The sequence below is a fragment of the Thiomonas sp. genome (assembly GCF_054608695.1).
In genome coordinates this window covers 120,148-136,135 of sequence record NZ_JBTRXV010000001.1, presented here as the reverse complement: position 1 = coordinate 136,135, position 15,988 = coordinate 120,148, and the positions used below count along the sequence as shown (strand labels likewise).

At 62.7% G+C, this 15,988-nt stretch carries 21 protein-coding genes; 9 read left to right on the top strand and 12 right to left on the bottom strand.

Annotation, left to right across the window (positions count from 1 at the left end):
• Positions 1–226 precede the first annotated feature (226 nt).
• The 6 genes from ACYCUK_RS00835 (at position 227) to ACYCUK_RS00810 (ending at position 5,033) form a co-directional block, all read left to right on the top strand.
• The gene (locus ACYCUK_RS00835; protein WP_461592987.1) at positions 227–1,054 is read left to right on the top strand and encodes an SET domain-containing protein-lysine N-methyltransferase; all 828 of its coding nucleotides are present in this window, start codon (positions 227–229) and stop codon (positions 1,052–1,054) included.
• A gap of 432 nt (positions 1,055–1,486) precedes the next feature.
• Positions 1,487–2,281 (top strand): helix-turn-helix domain-containing protein, encoded by a 795-nt coding sequence (locus tag ACYCUK_RS00830; RefSeq protein ID WP_461592986.1) that lies wholly within the window; start codon positions 1,487–1,489, stop codon positions 2,279–2,281.
• Positions 2,281–2,631 carry a mercuric transporter MerT family protein gene (locus ACYCUK_RS00825; protein ID WP_461592985.1) on the top strand — a complete coding sequence of 117 codons (351 nt, stop codon included), beginning with the start codon at positions 2,281–2,283 and terminating at the stop codon, positions 2,629–2,631. The genes ACYCUK_RS00830 and ACYCUK_RS00825 overlap by 1 nt, the downstream gene beginning before the upstream one ends.
• Positions 2,631–3,260 (top strand): nucleoside 2-deoxyribosyltransferase, encoded by a 630-nt coding sequence (locus ACYCUK_RS00820; RefSeq protein WP_461592984.1) that lies wholly within the window; start codon positions 2,631–2,633, stop codon positions 3,258–3,260. The genes ACYCUK_RS00825 and ACYCUK_RS00820 overlap by 1 nt, the downstream gene beginning before the upstream one ends.
• 5 nt (positions 3,261–3,265) lie before the next feature.
• Positions 3,266–3,739 carry a heavy-metal-associated domain-containing protein gene (locus ACYCUK_RS00815; protein ID WP_461592983.1) on the top strand — a complete coding sequence of 158 codons (474 nt, stop codon included), beginning with the start codon at positions 3,266–3,268 and terminating at the stop codon, positions 3,737–3,739.
• A 169-nt stretch (positions 3,740–3,908) separates the two neighbouring features.
• Positions 3,909–5,033: a hypothetical protein gene (locus ACYCUK_RS00810; RefSeq protein ID WP_461592982.1), complete on the top strand. Its 1,125-nt coding sequence runs from the start codon at positions 3,909–3,911 to the stop codon at positions 5,031–5,033.
• Between the two features lie 65 nt (positions 5,034–5,098).
• Here ACYCUK_RS00810 and ACYCUK_RS00805 read toward each other — a convergent pair whose 3' ends face one another.
• The 3 genes from ACYCUK_RS00805 to ACYCUK_RS00795 all read right to left on the bottom strand — a co-directional run bounded on the left by ACYCUK_RS00805 (position 5,099) and on the right by ACYCUK_RS00795 (position 8,246).
• On the bottom strand, positions 5,099–5,335 hold the full coding sequence (locus ACYCUK_RS00805; protein WP_461592981.1) for a hypothetical protein: 237 nt from the start codon (positions 5,333–5,335) through the stop codon (positions 5,099–5,101).
• Between the two features lie 85 nt (positions 5,336–5,420).
• Positions 5,421–7,427 carry an NAD-dependent DNA ligase LigA gene (gene ligA / locus ACYCUK_RS00800; protein WP_461592980.1) on the bottom strand — a complete coding sequence of 669 codons (2,007 nt, stop codon included), beginning with the start codon at positions 7,425–7,427 and terminating at the stop codon, positions 5,421–5,423.
• 51 nt (positions 7,428–7,478) lie between these two features.
• Positions 7,479–8,246 (bottom strand): hypothetical protein, encoded by a 768-nt coding sequence (locus ACYCUK_RS00795; RefSeq protein ID WP_461592979.1) that lies wholly within the window; start codon positions 8,244–8,246, stop codon positions 7,479–7,481.
• A 91-nt stretch (positions 8,247–8,337) separates the two neighbouring features.
• Between ACYCUK_RS00795 and ACYCUK_RS00790 the strand changes: the two genes are divergently transcribed.
• Positions 8,338–9,033 (top strand): hypothetical protein, encoded by a 696-nt coding sequence (locus ACYCUK_RS00790; RefSeq protein WP_461592978.1) that lies wholly within the window; start codon positions 8,338–8,340, stop codon positions 9,031–9,033.
• A 58-nt stretch (positions 9,034–9,091) separates the two neighbouring features.
• Here ACYCUK_RS00790 and ACYCUK_RS00785 read toward each other — a convergent pair whose 3' ends face one another.
• The 8 genes from ACYCUK_RS00785 to ACYCUK_RS00750 form a co-directional block, all read right to left on the bottom strand.
• Complete coding sequence (locus tag ACYCUK_RS00785) at positions 9,092–9,337, bottom strand: hypothetical protein (protein WP_461592977.1); 246 nt, start codon at positions 9,335–9,337, stop codon at positions 9,092–9,094.
• Positions 9,338–9,812: 475 nt separating this feature from the next.
• The gene (locus ACYCUK_RS00780) at positions 9,813–10,598 is read right to left on the bottom strand and encodes a hypothetical protein (protein ID WP_461592976.1); all 786 of its coding nucleotides are present in this window, start codon (positions 10,596–10,598) and stop codon (positions 9,813–9,815) included.
• A gap of 109 nt (positions 10,599–10,707) precedes the next feature.
• Positions 10,708–10,860: a hypothetical protein gene (locus ACYCUK_RS00775; RefSeq protein WP_461592975.1), complete on the bottom strand. Its 153-nt coding sequence runs from the start codon at positions 10,858–10,860 to the stop codon at positions 10,708–10,710.
• Positions 10,844–11,008, bottom strand: coding sequence for a hypothetical protein (locus tag ACYCUK_RS00770; protein ID WP_461592974.1), 165 nt, complete (start codon positions 11,006–11,008; stop codon positions 10,844–10,846). Before ACYCUK_RS00770 ends, ACYCUK_RS00775 begins: the two co-directional genes overlap by 17 nt.
• Before the next feature lie 19 nt (positions 11,009–11,027).
• Positions 11,028–11,708 (bottom strand): hypothetical protein, encoded by a 681-nt coding sequence (locus ACYCUK_RS00765; protein ID WP_461592973.1) that lies wholly within the window; start codon positions 11,706–11,708, stop codon positions 11,028–11,030.
• Positions 11,709–11,838: 130 nt separating this feature from the next.
• Positions 11,839–12,291, bottom strand: coding sequence for a hypothetical protein (locus ACYCUK_RS00760; protein ID WP_461592972.1), 453 nt, complete (start codon positions 12,289–12,291; stop codon positions 11,839–11,841).
• Positions 12,292–12,384: 93 nt separating this feature from the next.
• Positions 12,385–13,314: a 3'-5' exonuclease gene (locus ACYCUK_RS00755; protein WP_461592971.1), complete on the bottom strand. Its 930-nt coding sequence runs from the start codon at positions 13,312–13,314 to the stop codon at positions 12,385–12,387.
• Between the two features lie 236 nt (positions 13,315–13,550).
• Positions 13,551–14,894, bottom strand: coding sequence for a hypothetical protein (locus tag ACYCUK_RS00750; RefSeq protein WP_461592970.1), 1,344 nt, complete (start codon positions 14,892–14,894; stop codon positions 13,551–13,553).
• Between the two features lie 135 nt (positions 14,895–15,029).
• On the opposite strand from ACYCUK_RS00750, the gene ACYCUK_RS00745 reads away from it, so the two are divergent.
• Positions 15,030–15,485 (top strand): hypothetical protein, encoded by a 456-nt coding sequence (locus ACYCUK_RS00745; protein ID WP_461592969.1) that lies wholly within the window; start codon positions 15,030–15,032, stop codon positions 15,483–15,485.
• A gap of 12 nt (positions 15,486–15,497) precedes the next feature.
• Positions 15,498–15,698, top strand: coding sequence for a hypothetical protein (locus ACYCUK_RS00740; protein WP_461592968.1), 201 nt, complete (start codon positions 15,498–15,500; stop codon positions 15,696–15,698).
• A gap of 36 nt (positions 15,699–15,734) precedes the next feature.
• Here the strand turns inward: ACYCUK_RS00740 and ACYCUK_RS00735 are convergent, their stop codons facing one another.
• Positions 15,735–15,959 (bottom strand): hypothetical protein, encoded by a 225-nt coding sequence (locus tag ACYCUK_RS00735; protein WP_461592967.1) that lies wholly within the window; start codon positions 15,957–15,959, stop codon positions 15,735–15,737.
• Positions 15,960–15,988: the final 29 nt, after the last annotated feature.

The window sequence follows — 15,988 nt, the reverse complement described above, 5'->3', positions numbered from 1 at the left end:
TATCGTCGGCTTTGGTTCCGATCTCCGGCACGCTTGCGGGGCCTGCGCCTCTTTTGCGACGGTCGTCTATCACGCCCGGGGGCAAGCGGATTCCACCGAACAGGTCACCTGGTGCGGTCGCTTCGGCTTCGAAGTCCATGCCCGGGATGCCGGTTGCGGGCATTGGGGACGGAAGCCCACGACCGCCACCGGCCAACTCACGGGGTAACCGTGAAAGGAAACCCTGATGCTCGCTTTTGATAGCGGTTCTTTTTTCATCCCCGCCTGCGAAACATGGAAACGCGAGGCGGCTGCCGGCGGCCATCCCGAATACCTGGGGGATCTGCTCCGGATCCGGACGTTGGTTCCGGCCCGCAACCCCCTGAAGCACCCGTTCGAAATCCTCGCCTATTTCGGCTTGGATGCCGCTCCGCATCGGGTGGGAGAGCGCGTATGGGAATACGTGGAAGACATCCGGCGGCAGGTCTTCACCGAAATGCTGGCCCTGACGTGCGAGGAATATCGCCTGGATTGGTCCCGGGAAGACGGCGCATTCTGCCTGTGGTACCGGCATCGGGATTGCCGGCGGGACGCCACTCGGGAACTGCAGTTCGTCCGGCAACACACCTTGGACCTGTTTCCAGGCACGGAGATCAGAAATAGCGGGATACACGGGTTCGGGTTATTCGCGACGCGAGAGGTCGAAGCCGGCCGGCGGCTGGCACTCCTGGACGGCCAGGTCATCCGGTATGACACGTATGAACGGCTTCGGGCCTGGATGGCTCCGGGCCTAGGCCGGCTGCGCACCCATTTCTTCATGGAGTGGAACGCGCTGGACCAGGAACACCTGCTGGTTCGGCCCTTCCGGACGACGTACAGCTTCATCAACCATTCGGACCATCCCAACCTGGAGCTCAGGAGGACGGCCGGCCAGCCAGAGCTGGAGCTCGCCGCCATCCGTGAAATCCAAACTGGGGAGGAATTCGTCCTGGACTACCGTCAGGAATCGCTCCCCCGCGGCTATTTCGAAACGCCGGGCGCCGCCTACCTTCGGCCAGGGTCTCCCCATGCGTAAGGAATTCCGCACGAACGCCCGTTTCCTGGCGGAGACTCTGCGGTTGGTCCTGCCGCCCCGCTTGCGCGGACTTGATGCCCGTCCGGCCCCAGCCTCCGGCGTTGGCCACCTTGCCCCGCCTCGCCGCAACCCGGTCGGCTCCTGCCGGACGGAGCGCTATCCCGGCGCCCAAGTCTTCGCTGGGCTCTGGTGACCAAGTTCCCAGGCCGGAACGGTGGCTACCGCATCCGGGTGACGAGCCGCAATTGACGACCGCGGGCGCCTACGGCTCCCCCGCTCATCGTAGCCGGAGCGGTGCCAGGCGCCCGGGCGATCCTCGTCAACCCGGTTTTGCTGGAATTATCCATATTCTTTTGCTATACTTAACTACGATTTTATCGCGCACAGGAGTTCCCCATGCAACCCGGATCCCCCCTGTTTCACGAACCATCCGTGGACACCACCACCTGGGGAGTGAGGCCCACCCCCGTACCGATCGACGTAACCACGCCGCGCGAGATGCCAGTCCCCGCGCCGGAAGATCAGGTCATCCGGCTGACGCCACTGGGGAAGATCCTGCGCAAGCTGCGAATCGACCTCGAGATCAGCCAATCCGCCATGGCCCGGGAGATCGGGATCAGCGCTTCCAAGCTATCCAAGGTCGAACTGGTGGACGGTTGGCTGCCGGAACCCATCCTGACTCGCGCGGCGGACGCCTTCGGAGTCGGAGAAACCGCCCGTCGGGAACTGTTCAAGGCGGCGGCTTTTTTCGCTCCGACCGTGACGTTGCGGGTTGCTCCGGAGAACCGGGCGTTGGTCCATCTCCTGGCCGAAAAGCTGCCGGCCCTGACTGATACCCAGCGCAGCCAGATGCAGGATATCCTGCAGATGCCATCCGTTACCGACAGTCCGCCGCCCCAGCTGCGGCATGGGATCCTCCGAGCGTCCGCGCAGCCCGCTCCGGAACCGACGGGCATTCCGGACGATGGTGAAAGCTGCGCATCGCCGGAAGAAGCGGATATAATCCTGGCCAATGTGTCCGCACGGATTCACCTGAAAGACAACGGACAGGGCGGCTTTGAGTATGCGGAAGCACCCATACCTGAACAGGGTCAAACGCCAGAACCGAAACTGGATGATTTTGCCGGTTCTCCCCCGCCCGGTACACCGCTTCCATCTTCGTCCGAAGATCGGTCCAAGCACCTGCTCGCCCTGGGCTCAACGGCCGGCGTCGACGGTCTTCTCTGATGCGCGGATCCGCCGTACGCTACCTGCTGCTGGCGGGGCTCTCCGCCATCGGCGCCATGTCCTGCTGCGTCATTCCGCTGCTTCTGGTGGTGCTGGGCTTCTCCGGGGCATGGCTCGGCATGTTCACCGCCCTGCACCCGTACGATCCCCTGTTCATTGCCGTCACCCTGGCGTTTTTCGCGGCCGCCGGGCGGCAACTCTATCGGAAGCCGCAAGCTTGTGCGGTCGGCAAGGCCTGCGCCTTGCCGGCGGTCCAGCATCGGCAGCGGCTGATCTTCTGGATCAGCCTGGCGATCGTGCTGCCCTTGCTGGCGGCCCCCTATGTCGCGTTCTACGGATTCGGCCAATAATGAAGCGCGTCTACATCGCGGGACCCGACGTATTCCGCCCCGACTGGCCGGACTTTGCCCGGCACGCGACGGCCACGGCCGCCGCCCTGGGCCTGGAAGCCGTCCTGCCCATCCCGGCCATTGCGCTCACCGGACCGGGCGTCACCGAGCCCGGCACCCGCGCCCAGGCCGACCGGGTCTTCCGGGGCTGCCTGGCGGCGATTGCCACCGTAGACGGCATGGTGGCCAATCTCCATCCCTTTCGCGGGCGCGAACCGGATTCCGGGACCATTTTCGAGCTGGCCACGGCACGGGCACAAGGCCTCCCCGTGATCGGTTATGTCGATTCGGCTCAAGCGCTGGAAGACCGATTCGGAACGCCAGACGACGATGGCGCCATCCGTGACGAGGCCGGGTACCTGGTGGAGCGTTTCGGCCTGCCCGTCAACATCATGCCCGCCATGGGCTGCACGGAAATCGTGGTCGGTTCGGTGGACGCGGCCTTGCGCCGATGCGCGGAGCTTACGGCCGCGTGCCCCCGCTGCCAGGGCCATGGCTATATTACGGAAATGGCCCAGGTCGGTACCCCCTATCCGCGGCCCATGTCCTTTCCCTGCCCGGTCTGTCACCCCACCCGCCTTCTGGAGTAAACCGCATGCGCCCCGGTATCCGTTCGATCTTTCCCCTGCTCGTTCTCCTCGCGCTGGCCCCGGTTTCCGGGTTTGCCGCCCAGGCCCCCCTGGGGAACCCCGCACGGGTCGATCCCGGCCTGATGGGTTCCCTGCCGGTCACGCTCGGAACCGCGTTTGGCGACGCCACGTCCTGCGGCGCCAACCCGGTGGCGACCAAGGCCGTTCAGGCCGTGAAACCCGTGGCGGGCACGGCGGTCGCCGTAATCTACGTTCCGGACATGACCTGCGGCCTGTGCCCGCTCATTCTCAAAACGGCACTCGGCCATCTGAACGGCGTCCTTCACACGACGGCGGACCCGGATACCCGGACCGTCACGGTAGCCTTCCAACCAGCGCGGACGTCTGTCCATGCCGTGGAGAAAACCATCGTAGACGCGGGCTACCAGGCCCGGTTGCGCACCCTGGACGGGAAGACCTGCACCACCAAGAGCTGCTAGGCGTCTGCCCATCGGTGGCCATCGCGAACCGGCCCTGCCGGTTTTTTTCGCGCCTTGATTCCGTTCCGGGCTGGACGCCGCCCCATCGAACGGCGTATCCTCCTTCTGATCAGGACTTGAAGTTGGCCCTTCGGGCCGACGACGCGCAACATGACAGGAGGACATTCCCATGGCACTAGGCACCAAAGCAGCGATGATTCTGAGCGCTTTGAAACAATCCGGAGACTGGAAGACGCATGATGAACTCTATAAACAATCCCCCATCCTCCAGCGTGAGTTCGCCACTCCCCTGCTGTTGAGCCGACGGCTGTCGGATTTGTACGGCAATGGCCAATATCTGGACCGGAAACGGGTGGAAGGACCTGGCCAACGACTGCAATACGCCTACAAGGCCAAGGAAGTGGAGGTCGGCATCCGGCCCGCCCGGGAGGCACCCGTCAGCCCGGCCCCCGCTTCCACCGGAGCGCCGCTCAGCCGGATGGCCGCGCTCCGGCAACGCGCCGGAGTGGAAATTCCTACCAGCGGTGGACATCCAACCCTTGAGTTCGCCCCGGAGCCCGCAGTGGCCCGGGCGGCCCCGGAGATTCCCGCCAAGGGGCCGACCGTTCTGCCACCTCCTGCGGCGGCAACCCCAAAGCCGGTGCGGAAGCCCGTTGCGCCCGCCCGCGCGAGCGAAGCCAGGGAAGCACGCCCCGCGGCAGCGGCGATCCCGGAATCCCCCACGGAAACCGGGGCGCCGTCGGTACTGGACTGGGACTCCTGGCCCCAGCCGAAGCCGGCATCGGAGAACCCGCTGGTGGATCTGTTCACGGATCTCTTTTCCGGCCTTTTCGTGCAGGTGATCCGGCAGACCGGACCGGCCTTGCGCGAAGCCCTGTTCCGGGCCAGCAGCAGCCCGGAGGTGAAAGAAGCCATCGCCGAGGTGCTGCAGACGCCGATCGACCATGCCCCGGAGGAGGCCGCCCCGGAGCCCGAGCCGTCGGCGCCGACCGTCCCCCGGGAGGCCATGCCCAAGGTGTTGATCGTCGGGTTGCTGAACCAGCAGGCGGACCAGATCCGCAAGCAGTTCGGGGAACGTCTGGATCTGAGGTTCTGGGCGGCGGATCGGCCGAACCCCCAGTTGCAGGCCTTGCTGGACTCCGCCGATGTGGTTGTCGGGGCCACCAAGTTCATCACCCATTCCATCGACGGCGCTCTGACCCGCTCGAAAAATTACATTCGCATGCATGGGGGCGTCAGCCGCCTGCGGCTGCAGTTGAAAGAACTGCTGGACAGCCACCCCGCCTTGGCCTGACCCTTCTCCGGTAAGAGGCAGGACAACAAGAACGGCGAGCCCAGGCTCGCCGTTTCGATGAAAACTTATCTCGTGCCCGTATGGTCCAGCAGCAGGGCAGCTCCACTCGGGAGTTGCCGAATCACGTCGACGATCCGGCTATCGGGTACCCCGAGATCGCCGACGAGGAGATGTTGTTCCGTGCCCACGGCCCCCAGCAGATACACCAGATCCGTCAGGGTGGCCATTCCATACGTTTCCCCAATTTCGCCAATCGTGCCAAACGTGTCCAACAATTCCTCCAGCAGCGCGGGAGCTTCCATTTCCAGTCCTCCATGGAGAGTGTCTTCCTGGCCTAGTGCCAACCGCAGACCGTCCCGGGGGACGGCCCTTCCCGATACCAATGAATTACTGCGGAGTACCGAGCAACAACCGGAGCCCGGCTTCGTCCACAACCGGGATCGTCAGCGCCACGGCCCTGTCCAGTTTGGATCCCGCCTCCGCGCCGGCCACCACATAGTCGGTTTTGGCCGAAACGGAGCCGGTGACCTTGCCGCCGGCGGCCTCGATGCGGGCTTTGGCTTCCTCCCGGGACCAGGCCGGCAACGTGCCGGTCAGTACCAGGACCTTACCGGCCAAGGGCCCGGTGTTCGCCCCCATTCTGGCGGCAGGCGCTACCGGAGCAACCCCCTGCCGCAGCAGATCGGCCACCAAGGCCTGGTTCGCCAGGGCTCGGAACCAATCGTGGATCTGCTGGGCGACGACGGGGCCCACATCGGGAACCGCCTGCAGGTCCGCCAGACTGGCGTGTCCCAACTGGTCCAGCGTGAAGTGCCGGGCCAGATGCTTCGCGGTCTCGGCCCCGACCTGCGGGATGCCCAGCGCGAACAGGAAACGGGACAAGGCCGGAGTTTTGGCCTCCTCGATGCGCCGCAACAGCTTGGCGGAGGACTGTTTCCCTTGCCGGGGCAGGCCTTCCAGATCGGCCGCCGTTAACCGGAACACGTCGGCCAGGGTGGACACCAGCCCTGCCTGTACCAGCTGTTCGGAAAGCTGTTCCCCGATGCCTTCGATATCCAGGGCGGGACGCGAAGCGAAATGCTGCAACGCGGCGCTCCGCTGGGATGGGCAGTTTCCCCCGCCGGTACACCGGTGGGCGGCCTGCCCGGCTTCCTGGACCACGGGGGATCCACAGGATGGACAGGTGGCCGGCAGGGTCCAAGGCCGGGTCTGCGCCGGGCGATCCGCCAGACTGACGGCGATGATGTCGGGAATGACATCCCCGGCGCGTTTGACCCATACCAGGTCCCCTACCCGCACATCCAGCCGTTGCAACTCTTCCTGATTGTGCAAGGTGGCGCTGGATACGACCACGCCGCCTACCGCGACCGGCTCCAGGTTGGCCACCGGAGTGAGAACCCCCGTACGGCCTACCGACGCCTCGATGCCCAACACCCGGGTACGCACTTCCTCCGCCGGGAACTTCCAGGCCAGCGCCCAGCGCGGGGCGCGGGCCGTAGCCCCCAACGCCTGCCGCAACTGGGCCCCGGACAGCTTGAACACCGCCCCGTCGATCTCGAAGGGCAGCGCGGCCCGCGCCGCCAGCAGCTCGGCATGGTACGCCGGGATTTCCGCCGCGGACAGATGCCGGAGCCAGGGGGAGAGGCTGAACCCCCAAGTCCGGAGCCGGGTGAGCGTTTCGAAATGTTCTCCCAGACGGGAGCCTCCAACGCCGACCCCCCAGGGGAAAAAGGCCAAGGGGCGTTTTGCCGTGATGGCCGGGTCCATCTGCCGGAGACTGCCGGCCGCCGCGTTGCGCGGATTGGCGAACGGTTTCTCCCCGGCAGCCTGCCGTTCCAGATTCACCTGGGCAAAGGCCGCTTTGGGAAATACCACCTCACCCCGGACTTCGAGGATTTCGGGCCAGCCGGAACCCTGGAGGCGCAAGGGTAGATTCCGGATGGTCCGGGCGTTGGCCGTAACGTCTTCGCCGGTCGCTCCGTCTCCCCGGGTGGCCGCCTGGGCCAGCAGGCCGTTTTCATACCGGACGGCCAAGGACAAGCCGTCGAACTTGGGTTCCCCGGTAAACCGCAGGGTATCCAGAGGCGGCAGATCCGGAGTGAGAAGCCGATTTTGCCAGGCCGTGAACTCCTCCGGAGAAAAGGCGTTGTCCAGCGACGTCATGGGCGCGGTGTGGGTCACCGTGGGAAATCCGGACTGGACCTTGCCGCCGACCCGTGCCAAGGGTGAATCGGGCTGGCGCAGATCCGGATGCCGGGTCTCCAGCTGTTGCAGGAACTGCAACAGCTGGTCATATTCGGCGTCAGGGACCAGGGGGTCGTCCAACACGTAGTAGTGGTGATCATATCGCTGGATCTGTCTGATGAGTTCCTGCATCTGCATGACCGGGTCCATCCGTTACCTCCTTCTGGCAATGTCCTGTTTGGGTATAGCGCCGAGACGGCATCAGGCCTCCGCGAGCCGCTCGTTGGCGCCGGGCTGAACCGCCTTTTCGGTCTGCGGGAGATTTTCCTTCCTTCCCTGGAAAATTTCCCGGTAGACCAGATAGGCCAGGGCCGGCCCGAGCGCGCTGCAAGCCAAACCGATGCCGGCGACCAGCCCCAGCGGCGCACCCAGCGCCAGCACGATAATGATGGCCATGGCGCTGGCCGACAGGAATCGTACAGCCCAGCGGATGGTGGTGAGGTCCACGCCTTGGTGTTCGGGAGGCAAGGCCAGCGGGATGCGCAGATCATACAGGATCCAGCAGGCCTTCCATATCCGCCGGGCCGGCAACGCGATGAAGGTCACCGCCGGGGCGAACAGGAGGCCGATCGGCGCCCAGAACACCATCAGCAGGGCCGGCTGCAAGGCGGAAGCCTGGTTCAGTCCCAAGCCCGGTACTCCCGGCATCCCCGGCAGTTCAGCCAAGGCCGCCAGCACGGCCAGCGCCGTCACGGTGACCCCGCTGAGCACGCCGGCCGCCAGCAGGGCTCCCCGCCACTGCACCTGGCGCCAGGACTGGTCATCCGACCGGCTGGCCATCACGATACCCAGCACGTACAGGAACGGATAGGCGGCGGGCATCAGGTCCGGCCCCCAAGGGGCGTAGCTCAGGAGCATCTGGGCCGTCAGCAGACCGGAGAAGCCCAACGGATGCCGAAACACCAGGATCAGGCTGTGTCTCAACCAGCGGACCAGCGTCCGTCGGATCAGGGGGAAGTCGGGGGCCACGCCGTGTCTCCTTGCCATTATGTTTATGTTAGTATACCATAGGTATTTGTTTAGCGACCACACCGTCCTTCCCGCCAACAGGAGCCTCCGCTTGGGCAGTCAGAAGATCGCGCGTCCACCTCGATTCCCGAAGGGAACCGCCTCGTTAGGCCGAACGGAGGTCCCCCGCTTGCGGGCTGAGCAGGATCTGAAGGGGAAGTTCACCCTGGAGATCGCTTCCCTGGGAGATGCGCCTCCCGCCTTGCTGGCGCTGGACCCGGAAAAGCCCCTGATCCATATCCAGGCGGAGCACCCCAGAGCGGAGCACCTGGCCCAGCAGATGGCGGAAGCCCTGTGCGCCGACTTCGGTTTCAGCCAAATCGGCTGGCTGCTGTTCAACGATGACCGTCCAACCCTGGTGCCGCAAGGGCCGCTGATCAAGCCGATCGTTCTGCGCAAAGAGAACCAGTTCGAACAACTGGCGGAGAAGCTGCTCGAAGACTCTGGCCTGCTGGTCGTCAGCTCCCCCCGAAGCCGGGATTTCTCTGCCGGAAAGCTGTGGTATCTGCTCACCCCGCTGATCGACACCTGCATGGCGATCGGGATCCCCCTGCTGCTGATCGCCAATACTCCGCAGGAAGGCATCCTGGCCCGCCCCACGGATGGCCGCTTCGTCTCGCAGTGGGACGCCAGCGTGGAATGGCAGTTTGTCGGGATGGCCGACCATCCGGGGGAGTTCCTGATGACATACCGCCCCACGGGGCAATCGCAGCTCGTCCGGGTTTCTCCGGAAAACACGAAGCCCTAGACGGAAAGACCAGGCGGAACCCGCCTGGTAGCGCCGATTTCCCCGATAAGGCCTGCCGTCATCTTCGCCTCGAGCCCCGGCGGGTAAACCAGAAAGTAACCAGGCCCGCCAGGCCCAGCCCAACCACCGTACAAACGAGTACTTCCCAGATTCCCATGCCCCTGAACAGCTGAAAAATCAGGCCATAGACCAGTCCGTGGATAATGGCGCTGAGCACGGTATGCCCGAACCAACCCAGATGATGTCCGGCCGCTCCGTACGCATGGTAGGCGGGGTGAAATGTTTCAGCGTGTGCATGCCACATGGTGAGCTCCTCTTGCGCCATTCAGGTATAGCGCCTGACAGTCCGATCCGCCCGGTTGGCGAACGTGGGACGGGACCGCGGGGGGCTGGCATTAATTGGGCAGTGCCCTATAAGCCGGACGGAATGATTCCACCCGGGCCGCAACTCCGCATGGCTTACGACTCTTGCTCTGAACGAGGTGCGCATCATGACGAACGAGCACCTTGAGCGGAACTATTTGGAGCACATGACGATGAACCGTATGGGCTGGTGACCAAACTGGCCCACAGAATGAACAGGGGCGGTTTTATCGAATGTATTTTCCGGTCTGAAGCTTCCCCTGAAGAGGATATTTGGAATTGGACAGCGCACCGTCCGGCTTGCCATCCTTACCGGTAACCTCTTCGGTTACGGATTGAAAGGCCGCAGTCTTTAAGACGAAAGATCGCCGCCCGGTAGGGGTGGCGATGAAAGCTTCAGTTCACCCGCTTCTGCACTAGAGACCCCCATATATCCGGCCCTTGACCAGGGCGATCAAATCTCGCGCTCGACGTGTCGATTGTGCACGGGTCCTCCTCTCGATTAGATCAGCCCGATCGCAACCCATCGTCTCAACCATGTCCACCAGCATGAATCCACCCCGAGTAACCACCACCGCACCAAGTTGGGCGGCGTACAAGGTACGCACGTGTCTTTTCGCGGAAAGAAACTCCGGTTTAATCCTTGACGAGTCGTAAGCGTTTCCTGCAAATTGCAAAGGGAAAGCTTTGAGAAATCCTGTAGCCACGCCATGGGTCATCATGTGCCAACGAAGAAGCATTCGCAGTGCCGCCATTCCGTACCCGTTGCTTCTGTGCTCCGCGTTAACCTCTATTCTGTCTATAGTGCAAATGCCGCCTACAGCAAAGGACGTGGCCAGTAAATTGCGACGATGAATGATCGAATCAGCCATATGGGAGTCACTGGAGGAGTACTTATCAAGCGTCCAGTAAAACTCCTCATTAAGTTCCTTGACGCTGTTAAACCAGGCCGCCTTCTCGGCGACATCATGGATTTTTAGAGAAACGCTGCCTACCTCCTTGCATATTCCAGGTAGATGAATGGTCGCCTCAGGCTCCCACACGCTAAAGTAATCGCTATATGGGTTACGCATTATCTGCGGTTTTCTTCGGGTATGAACTTCCAGAATAACGGAGGCGCCCATCATGACGGACAGGATGACGATCTTTGATTTTCTGGCGGATTGAATCGAGGCGATATCCGACTGTGCCGCATTCGACATGGCATTACTCCCAAAAGGACTCTCTGGTTACAGTATATAGTGCGTATTCCGCCTCCACAGCCGGAAATCTCCATGGAAAAGGCCCGGAAAATCCGGGCCGGAAACCACATCAATCCCAGTCCCGCCCTTTATGTTTGGCGGCGCGAGTGCTGGAACGTGCCGCCTTGCGTCGGTCCTGGTGCGCCTGGTTGGCGGGCAGCTCGAAGCCCCGGCGCGGCCGGGACCACGCCGCCAGTTCCTTCAGGTTACCGGCTGCTTTCATGGCTGGCCTCCGGATCGTTGGCGGGGGCCATGGCCCGAAGCTCCTCTTGTTGCTCCGGGGTGAGCGCCAGATCCTGGCGCACCAATACCGGAACCGGCTTGCCGTCCGCATTCCGGTGGACGGCACGACTCATGAACATCACTTTCATCGGGATCCCCTTGGCCTGGTCAACAGTCCCTAATATAGCGCCGCTCTTGACTGGCTTGCCTTCCGAGCTCGCGTTCCTGTAGAACTTCCGAAAGCTTGCGCATGTCCCGCCATAGTCGGGGGGAAACGCGCTTGGCCCGTTTGGGCAGCACGGTGCCGTCGGGACCAGTCGCGTCCGGGTCCTCACGTAATCCTTCCAGATCGGCCCACCAGTTCCAGCCGTGCAGAATGACGCTTGGTTCTTGATCCGTTTCCTGACTTTCCGCCCATACCACGAGGTCCGTGCGGATCTTTTCGAGAAATTTCTCGACCGGCAGCAGGCATCCCAGCCGCCGGATGTCGTACCGATCCGCCTTCAGGTCGCACTTCAAGTTGCCGGGGAGCAGGAAGTCGACGAACGGCGGTTGCACGGCGCTGTTTTCACGTCGGTAGGTGATCGTAAAACAGCGGGCCGAGAAGGAGATATCCTGTCTGGTGAGCCAGGCGGAGAAGGCCAGTTCGGCGGCCTGCCCCATCAGGTTGTTGGCCGGTCGCTGATGTCGGCGGGCGGTCGCCCGTAGCGAGACGTCATTCCCCTTCTCCTGCAGAAACGTCCGGTACTCGGCCAACTGCCGAGCCAGTGCCCAGGCTCGGGGGCTGAGTGATTCTCGAACCGGAACGGGTTCATGGTTTTGTGTGGGGATTGCGGCGGCGCCAGTCATGATGTTAAGTATACCATTGGTATACGAAAGTACAAATAATAGCATGTCGCCCGGTCCCCGGCGGGAAGTCGCCTCCGTTCGTGACCACAAAAAAACGCGCCGGGAAGGCGCGTTTTGCAAAACTACGTCGTTACGCTCGGAGTATCATCTCCGCGACTTCCTGGAACGCTTTCTCGCCGAGAATCGGTTCCAGCCAGGGTTTGGCTTGTTCCAGGCCGTATCGCAGCTGCGCTTCCGTTATCTCTGCATCGGACGCCCCCAGGAAGTAGGGGGTCAAGGCCTCCTCCGGGCCTTCGGTGTCAGAATCCACCAGTTCGAACCAGGCCGGTCCGCGGACGATCGTATTCAGCCGTTGGGCCAATTCGTCCAAGGCCGTATCGGAGTAACCACCTCCGTCCCCGTAGGTGCTGAGATCCAGGTCCAGGATCAGTTTCTGCTCCCGCCAATCGATTTCGTCGTTTGCGAACGCTTGCTGGAAGCTGGATCCCTTGGTTCTCAAGTAGGGATCGAACACCGCCGCCAGTTTCTCATTGGATACGTCGCGGACCGGGATGCTGCCCCGGATAAGGCAATCATGAGACATGGCAATTATCCTCTGGTGATGCGGCGATCGCCGCGTGAATGGCGCCGGTAGCTACCGGCTTTACCGCTAAGATGCCTATGGGGGCAGTTCCCGTCAGGCGGAGTCCTCGAACAGCCCCGGCTGCACGCCGGCGGCACAGGAGCGCTGATACCCGGCCAGCAGGCAGCGAATGAAGCGGGACTCCATTCCGTCGCCTTCCCAATGTTGCTTGCCGGGGGCCTGGGCTCCGGTGCGGTGCGCACAGTTCCGTAGAAACCGTTCGCCGCCCCGCTGGGTAATGGCTTGCTGCAATTTCGGATGCTGCCGCAGCTTGGCATGGATGATCTGGATCAGGAGTCCTTCGTTCTGTTGAGGATCCGGCCCTTTCCGGCCCTGGTAGGCCGCCTCTGCGTCCAGATAGACGACGCCCTGGAACCGTACCGGGTAGGCCTTCTTGATGGCCCCCTTCTGTCGGGCCAATTCGGTCATGTTGGTGAGCGCGCCGCCCAGCCCTGGAGCCCCGCTGTAGATATTGATGCCGGGAACCTCCTGCTGTTCGACCCAGTTCCAGACCGCGCGGCAGGCCAAGGTATCAGCCAAGGCCCGATGCGCGTCTCCGGTCCACTGATGGCCGATGATGGCCACGGCCTTGTCCAGGTTTTGCACCCGGTAGGGAAGCTTGCCCGGATTGCAATGTTCATGCCGATACCGGGTGAACCGGTGCATGGCGCAGGAGACCTCGGCGGCGCAGTCCAGCGCTCCGGGGAAGAATTTCCGGTCGTAGGCCACGTTGTAGGCCACCACCCGGTGGCCGGTCAGCCATTCCCGGATCCGGGGCCAGAGTTCGGCCAGGGTCGGTGCGTTCTTGACCATGGCGTTGGTAATGCCGTGCACATCCGTGGCCACCTTTGGGATATGCTTCCGTGGGTTCACCAGAGTGTCGAGCACGATGCCTCCGCGCTCGTCGACGATGGCGATCTCCACGATTCGGTCGGTTTTGGGGGACAACCCCGTGGTCTCGGTGTCCAGAAAATAGGTGTCCATCGCGCTATCGTTCCTTTGTTGGAATGGTCCTGGCCTCAGTATAGCCAGCCCATCCGGGAAAGCCTGAAATCCCCCAGGAAAAACCGCATGTTCGGAATAGTTCAGCAGTCCAAGGGACTTCGGGTGTTCGACGACGCCCAGTCCGGCATCGTGTTGCGGGCATGGCCTGAACGAGGCCCTACGCAAGAAAACGGAGGCCGGTTAGGGCCTCCGTTGGAAGGGTTATCACTACCCGTTCAGGGCATCATCCCGTACTGGCTGGCGAATTCCTGCGCGTAAGCGGCGGGGATCTGGGCCTTCAAGGCCGTGTCGTAAGCGGCGCCGATCTGATTGTGGTTGGCGTCGATCAGGACCGCTCCGGTAGGCGTCACCACGGTGAAGGCATCCACCCGCGCGTTGGACGTGGAGATGCTGGTGTCATTGGTCCCGATAAAGCGGCGAACCGTATTCATCGTCGACCCAAAAAGGCTGAATACCGGAGTCTTGACCCCCGATTTCAACTGAAGAACCCCTACGGATAGCTGAGACCCGAAATGGTTGGCGCCCATCTGCCGAACTTCGTACGGAGCCACCGGCGACCCAAACAGGGCGTATCGACGGGAAAAATAAATCGTCTGTCCCAAGCTCAGGGCGGTCGTGGCTTGCGTGTAATTCCCGTACGGGCCGGAGAGCGCACTGTTCGGGTTCTTCAGGTAGTAAGCCGCGAACTGAATCGGAGTGTTCCCCGGGTCGATGGTATTTAGGCCAACGATCACGGCGAACATGAAACCGGTGCGCTCGGAGTCCACGATCGGGGGCTCATTCACAAAAGCCGCTGTCGTATGGAAGTACACTTCCGGCTGCACAAAGGAATTGCCCTGGCCCGTTACCGTGGACAAAATGGCCCCGTTCTTGGTCAGAACTTCATGGGCGGAGTACTGATCATAGTTCACGCCGGTAGCTTCCAGACGATACCAACCGCCACCGGGGGCAGGCGTCGCGAAAATCGCGTTGGACGGCCCGGATACCCGGTGTCCTCCGGCAGTCAATCCAAAGTAGCTGAACAGTGGAACCCGGCCATCCCCTGCATTGGGGTTTTCCCGCAACCATCCCGACAACCGCTGCACATAGAAGGCGGCCTTGGTCTGAAACACCTGATCCGTCGGCCGCAGGTCCAGATGGGCCACTTCCTTGACCGTCTGGCCCGCCGCCGTCACGTCGAACAGTTCCAGCTTGGCCGCACCCTGCAACTCGGCGACCGGATAGCCATAGTCATTGGTGACCCGGGTCGGCACCGGCACGTTTTCCACGGCGACGACATAGCCGCCGTCGGCCTGGGGGATGAAGCCCATGACGTTGCCCGCTCCGTTCGGCGACCGGTAGCGCTGGCCGTCGATGAACAGGAGATTGTCGGCACCGCCCGTATAGAAGGCCGGAACGTAGACCGTCTTCGGATGGCTGAGGCCGGCCTGTTTCAGCGTGGTCTGAGGCGCCGTGGCGGCCGCGGGAGCCGGTAGGGGCTTGGGCGGGTTCATGACCGCACAGCCGGCAAAACTGGTCAAGGCCAACAGGGCCAGTACGGCTTTGATTCCTTGCTGCATGCTTGTTCTCCTTATTGATTGTCCTGAGCCCCGGAGATATTCCGGTTACAGAGGTATAGCACCCGCCCAGGTTCGGCACATGCCCGACGCTATATTAACACGTAGCAGAGGCCCATATCCACAGAGGAGAACAATATGCAGTTGGAACCAACGCTATCGCGGTGTCCCGCCGCAGTGCTGCTGATGGTTCAGGATCGCCCGGAACAGACCGCCTTCTGGTTGCATGCCAGCCTCTGGAGCGGCGAACAGGAAAGGCTGTCGGAGGAAACCGTGGTCATCCAGGCATTGAAGGCCCAATCCGGCGCCTCCCGGATACTGGAACAGCTGTACGGCGGGACGATCGCCACCAGTTACCATCCGGTCTGGTCCCGGAATTCGGAGGAAGTTCTCCGGGTTCTGCGCGCCGCGGCGCAAGACTGGACCGAAGTTCCGGACGAAATGACATCAACCGTGACCCGGCTCGCCCTGGACTCGCTGGTGTCCGCCGTGTTACGGCAACCGAAACCGAAGATCGTGTTCCGATCCTGGCTCGATAGAATGGTACCGAAAGCGGATTGGCCAGCGCAGTCCGGTAAGGTCTGGCAATTTTAGGGAGGTATTCCGATGGCCGCCCGCAATGGCAGTTTGGATCTGGAACCAGCCGCGTCTCCCGAATTGGCCGCCGCTTATCGGGAAATCACCCGCCTTCACCAGCAGCTCAAGACGGAAACCGAAGGCCGGCAACAAGCCCTGGCCCGCAACCGACGGTTGGCCATCGAAGTGGCGCGCCTTCGCGTCCAGCTGGCCCAGGAATCATTATTCTGACCGATTAAAGCCCCGGAATATGGGGCTTTTCGCTGCCTAAAAATCGCCGTCCACGACTTTCCGCATCTCCGGGGAGCAATGCGCCAACCAGTGCTGCGCCAGCAATTCCTCCAGGTCTTCGACGGTGAGCGCCCGGCGGGGGTCCCAGCCCAGCTCCCGGACAAACGGTTGCAGTTCGGTGCGACCGGTGGCCGTCAGCCGGAAGGTACCGCGCCGCAGGTCCTTGACGAACCAGGTGCTGCGGGGAGTGATGGTGGTCATGGGGATATCCTGATGTCGGGGCAATCTTT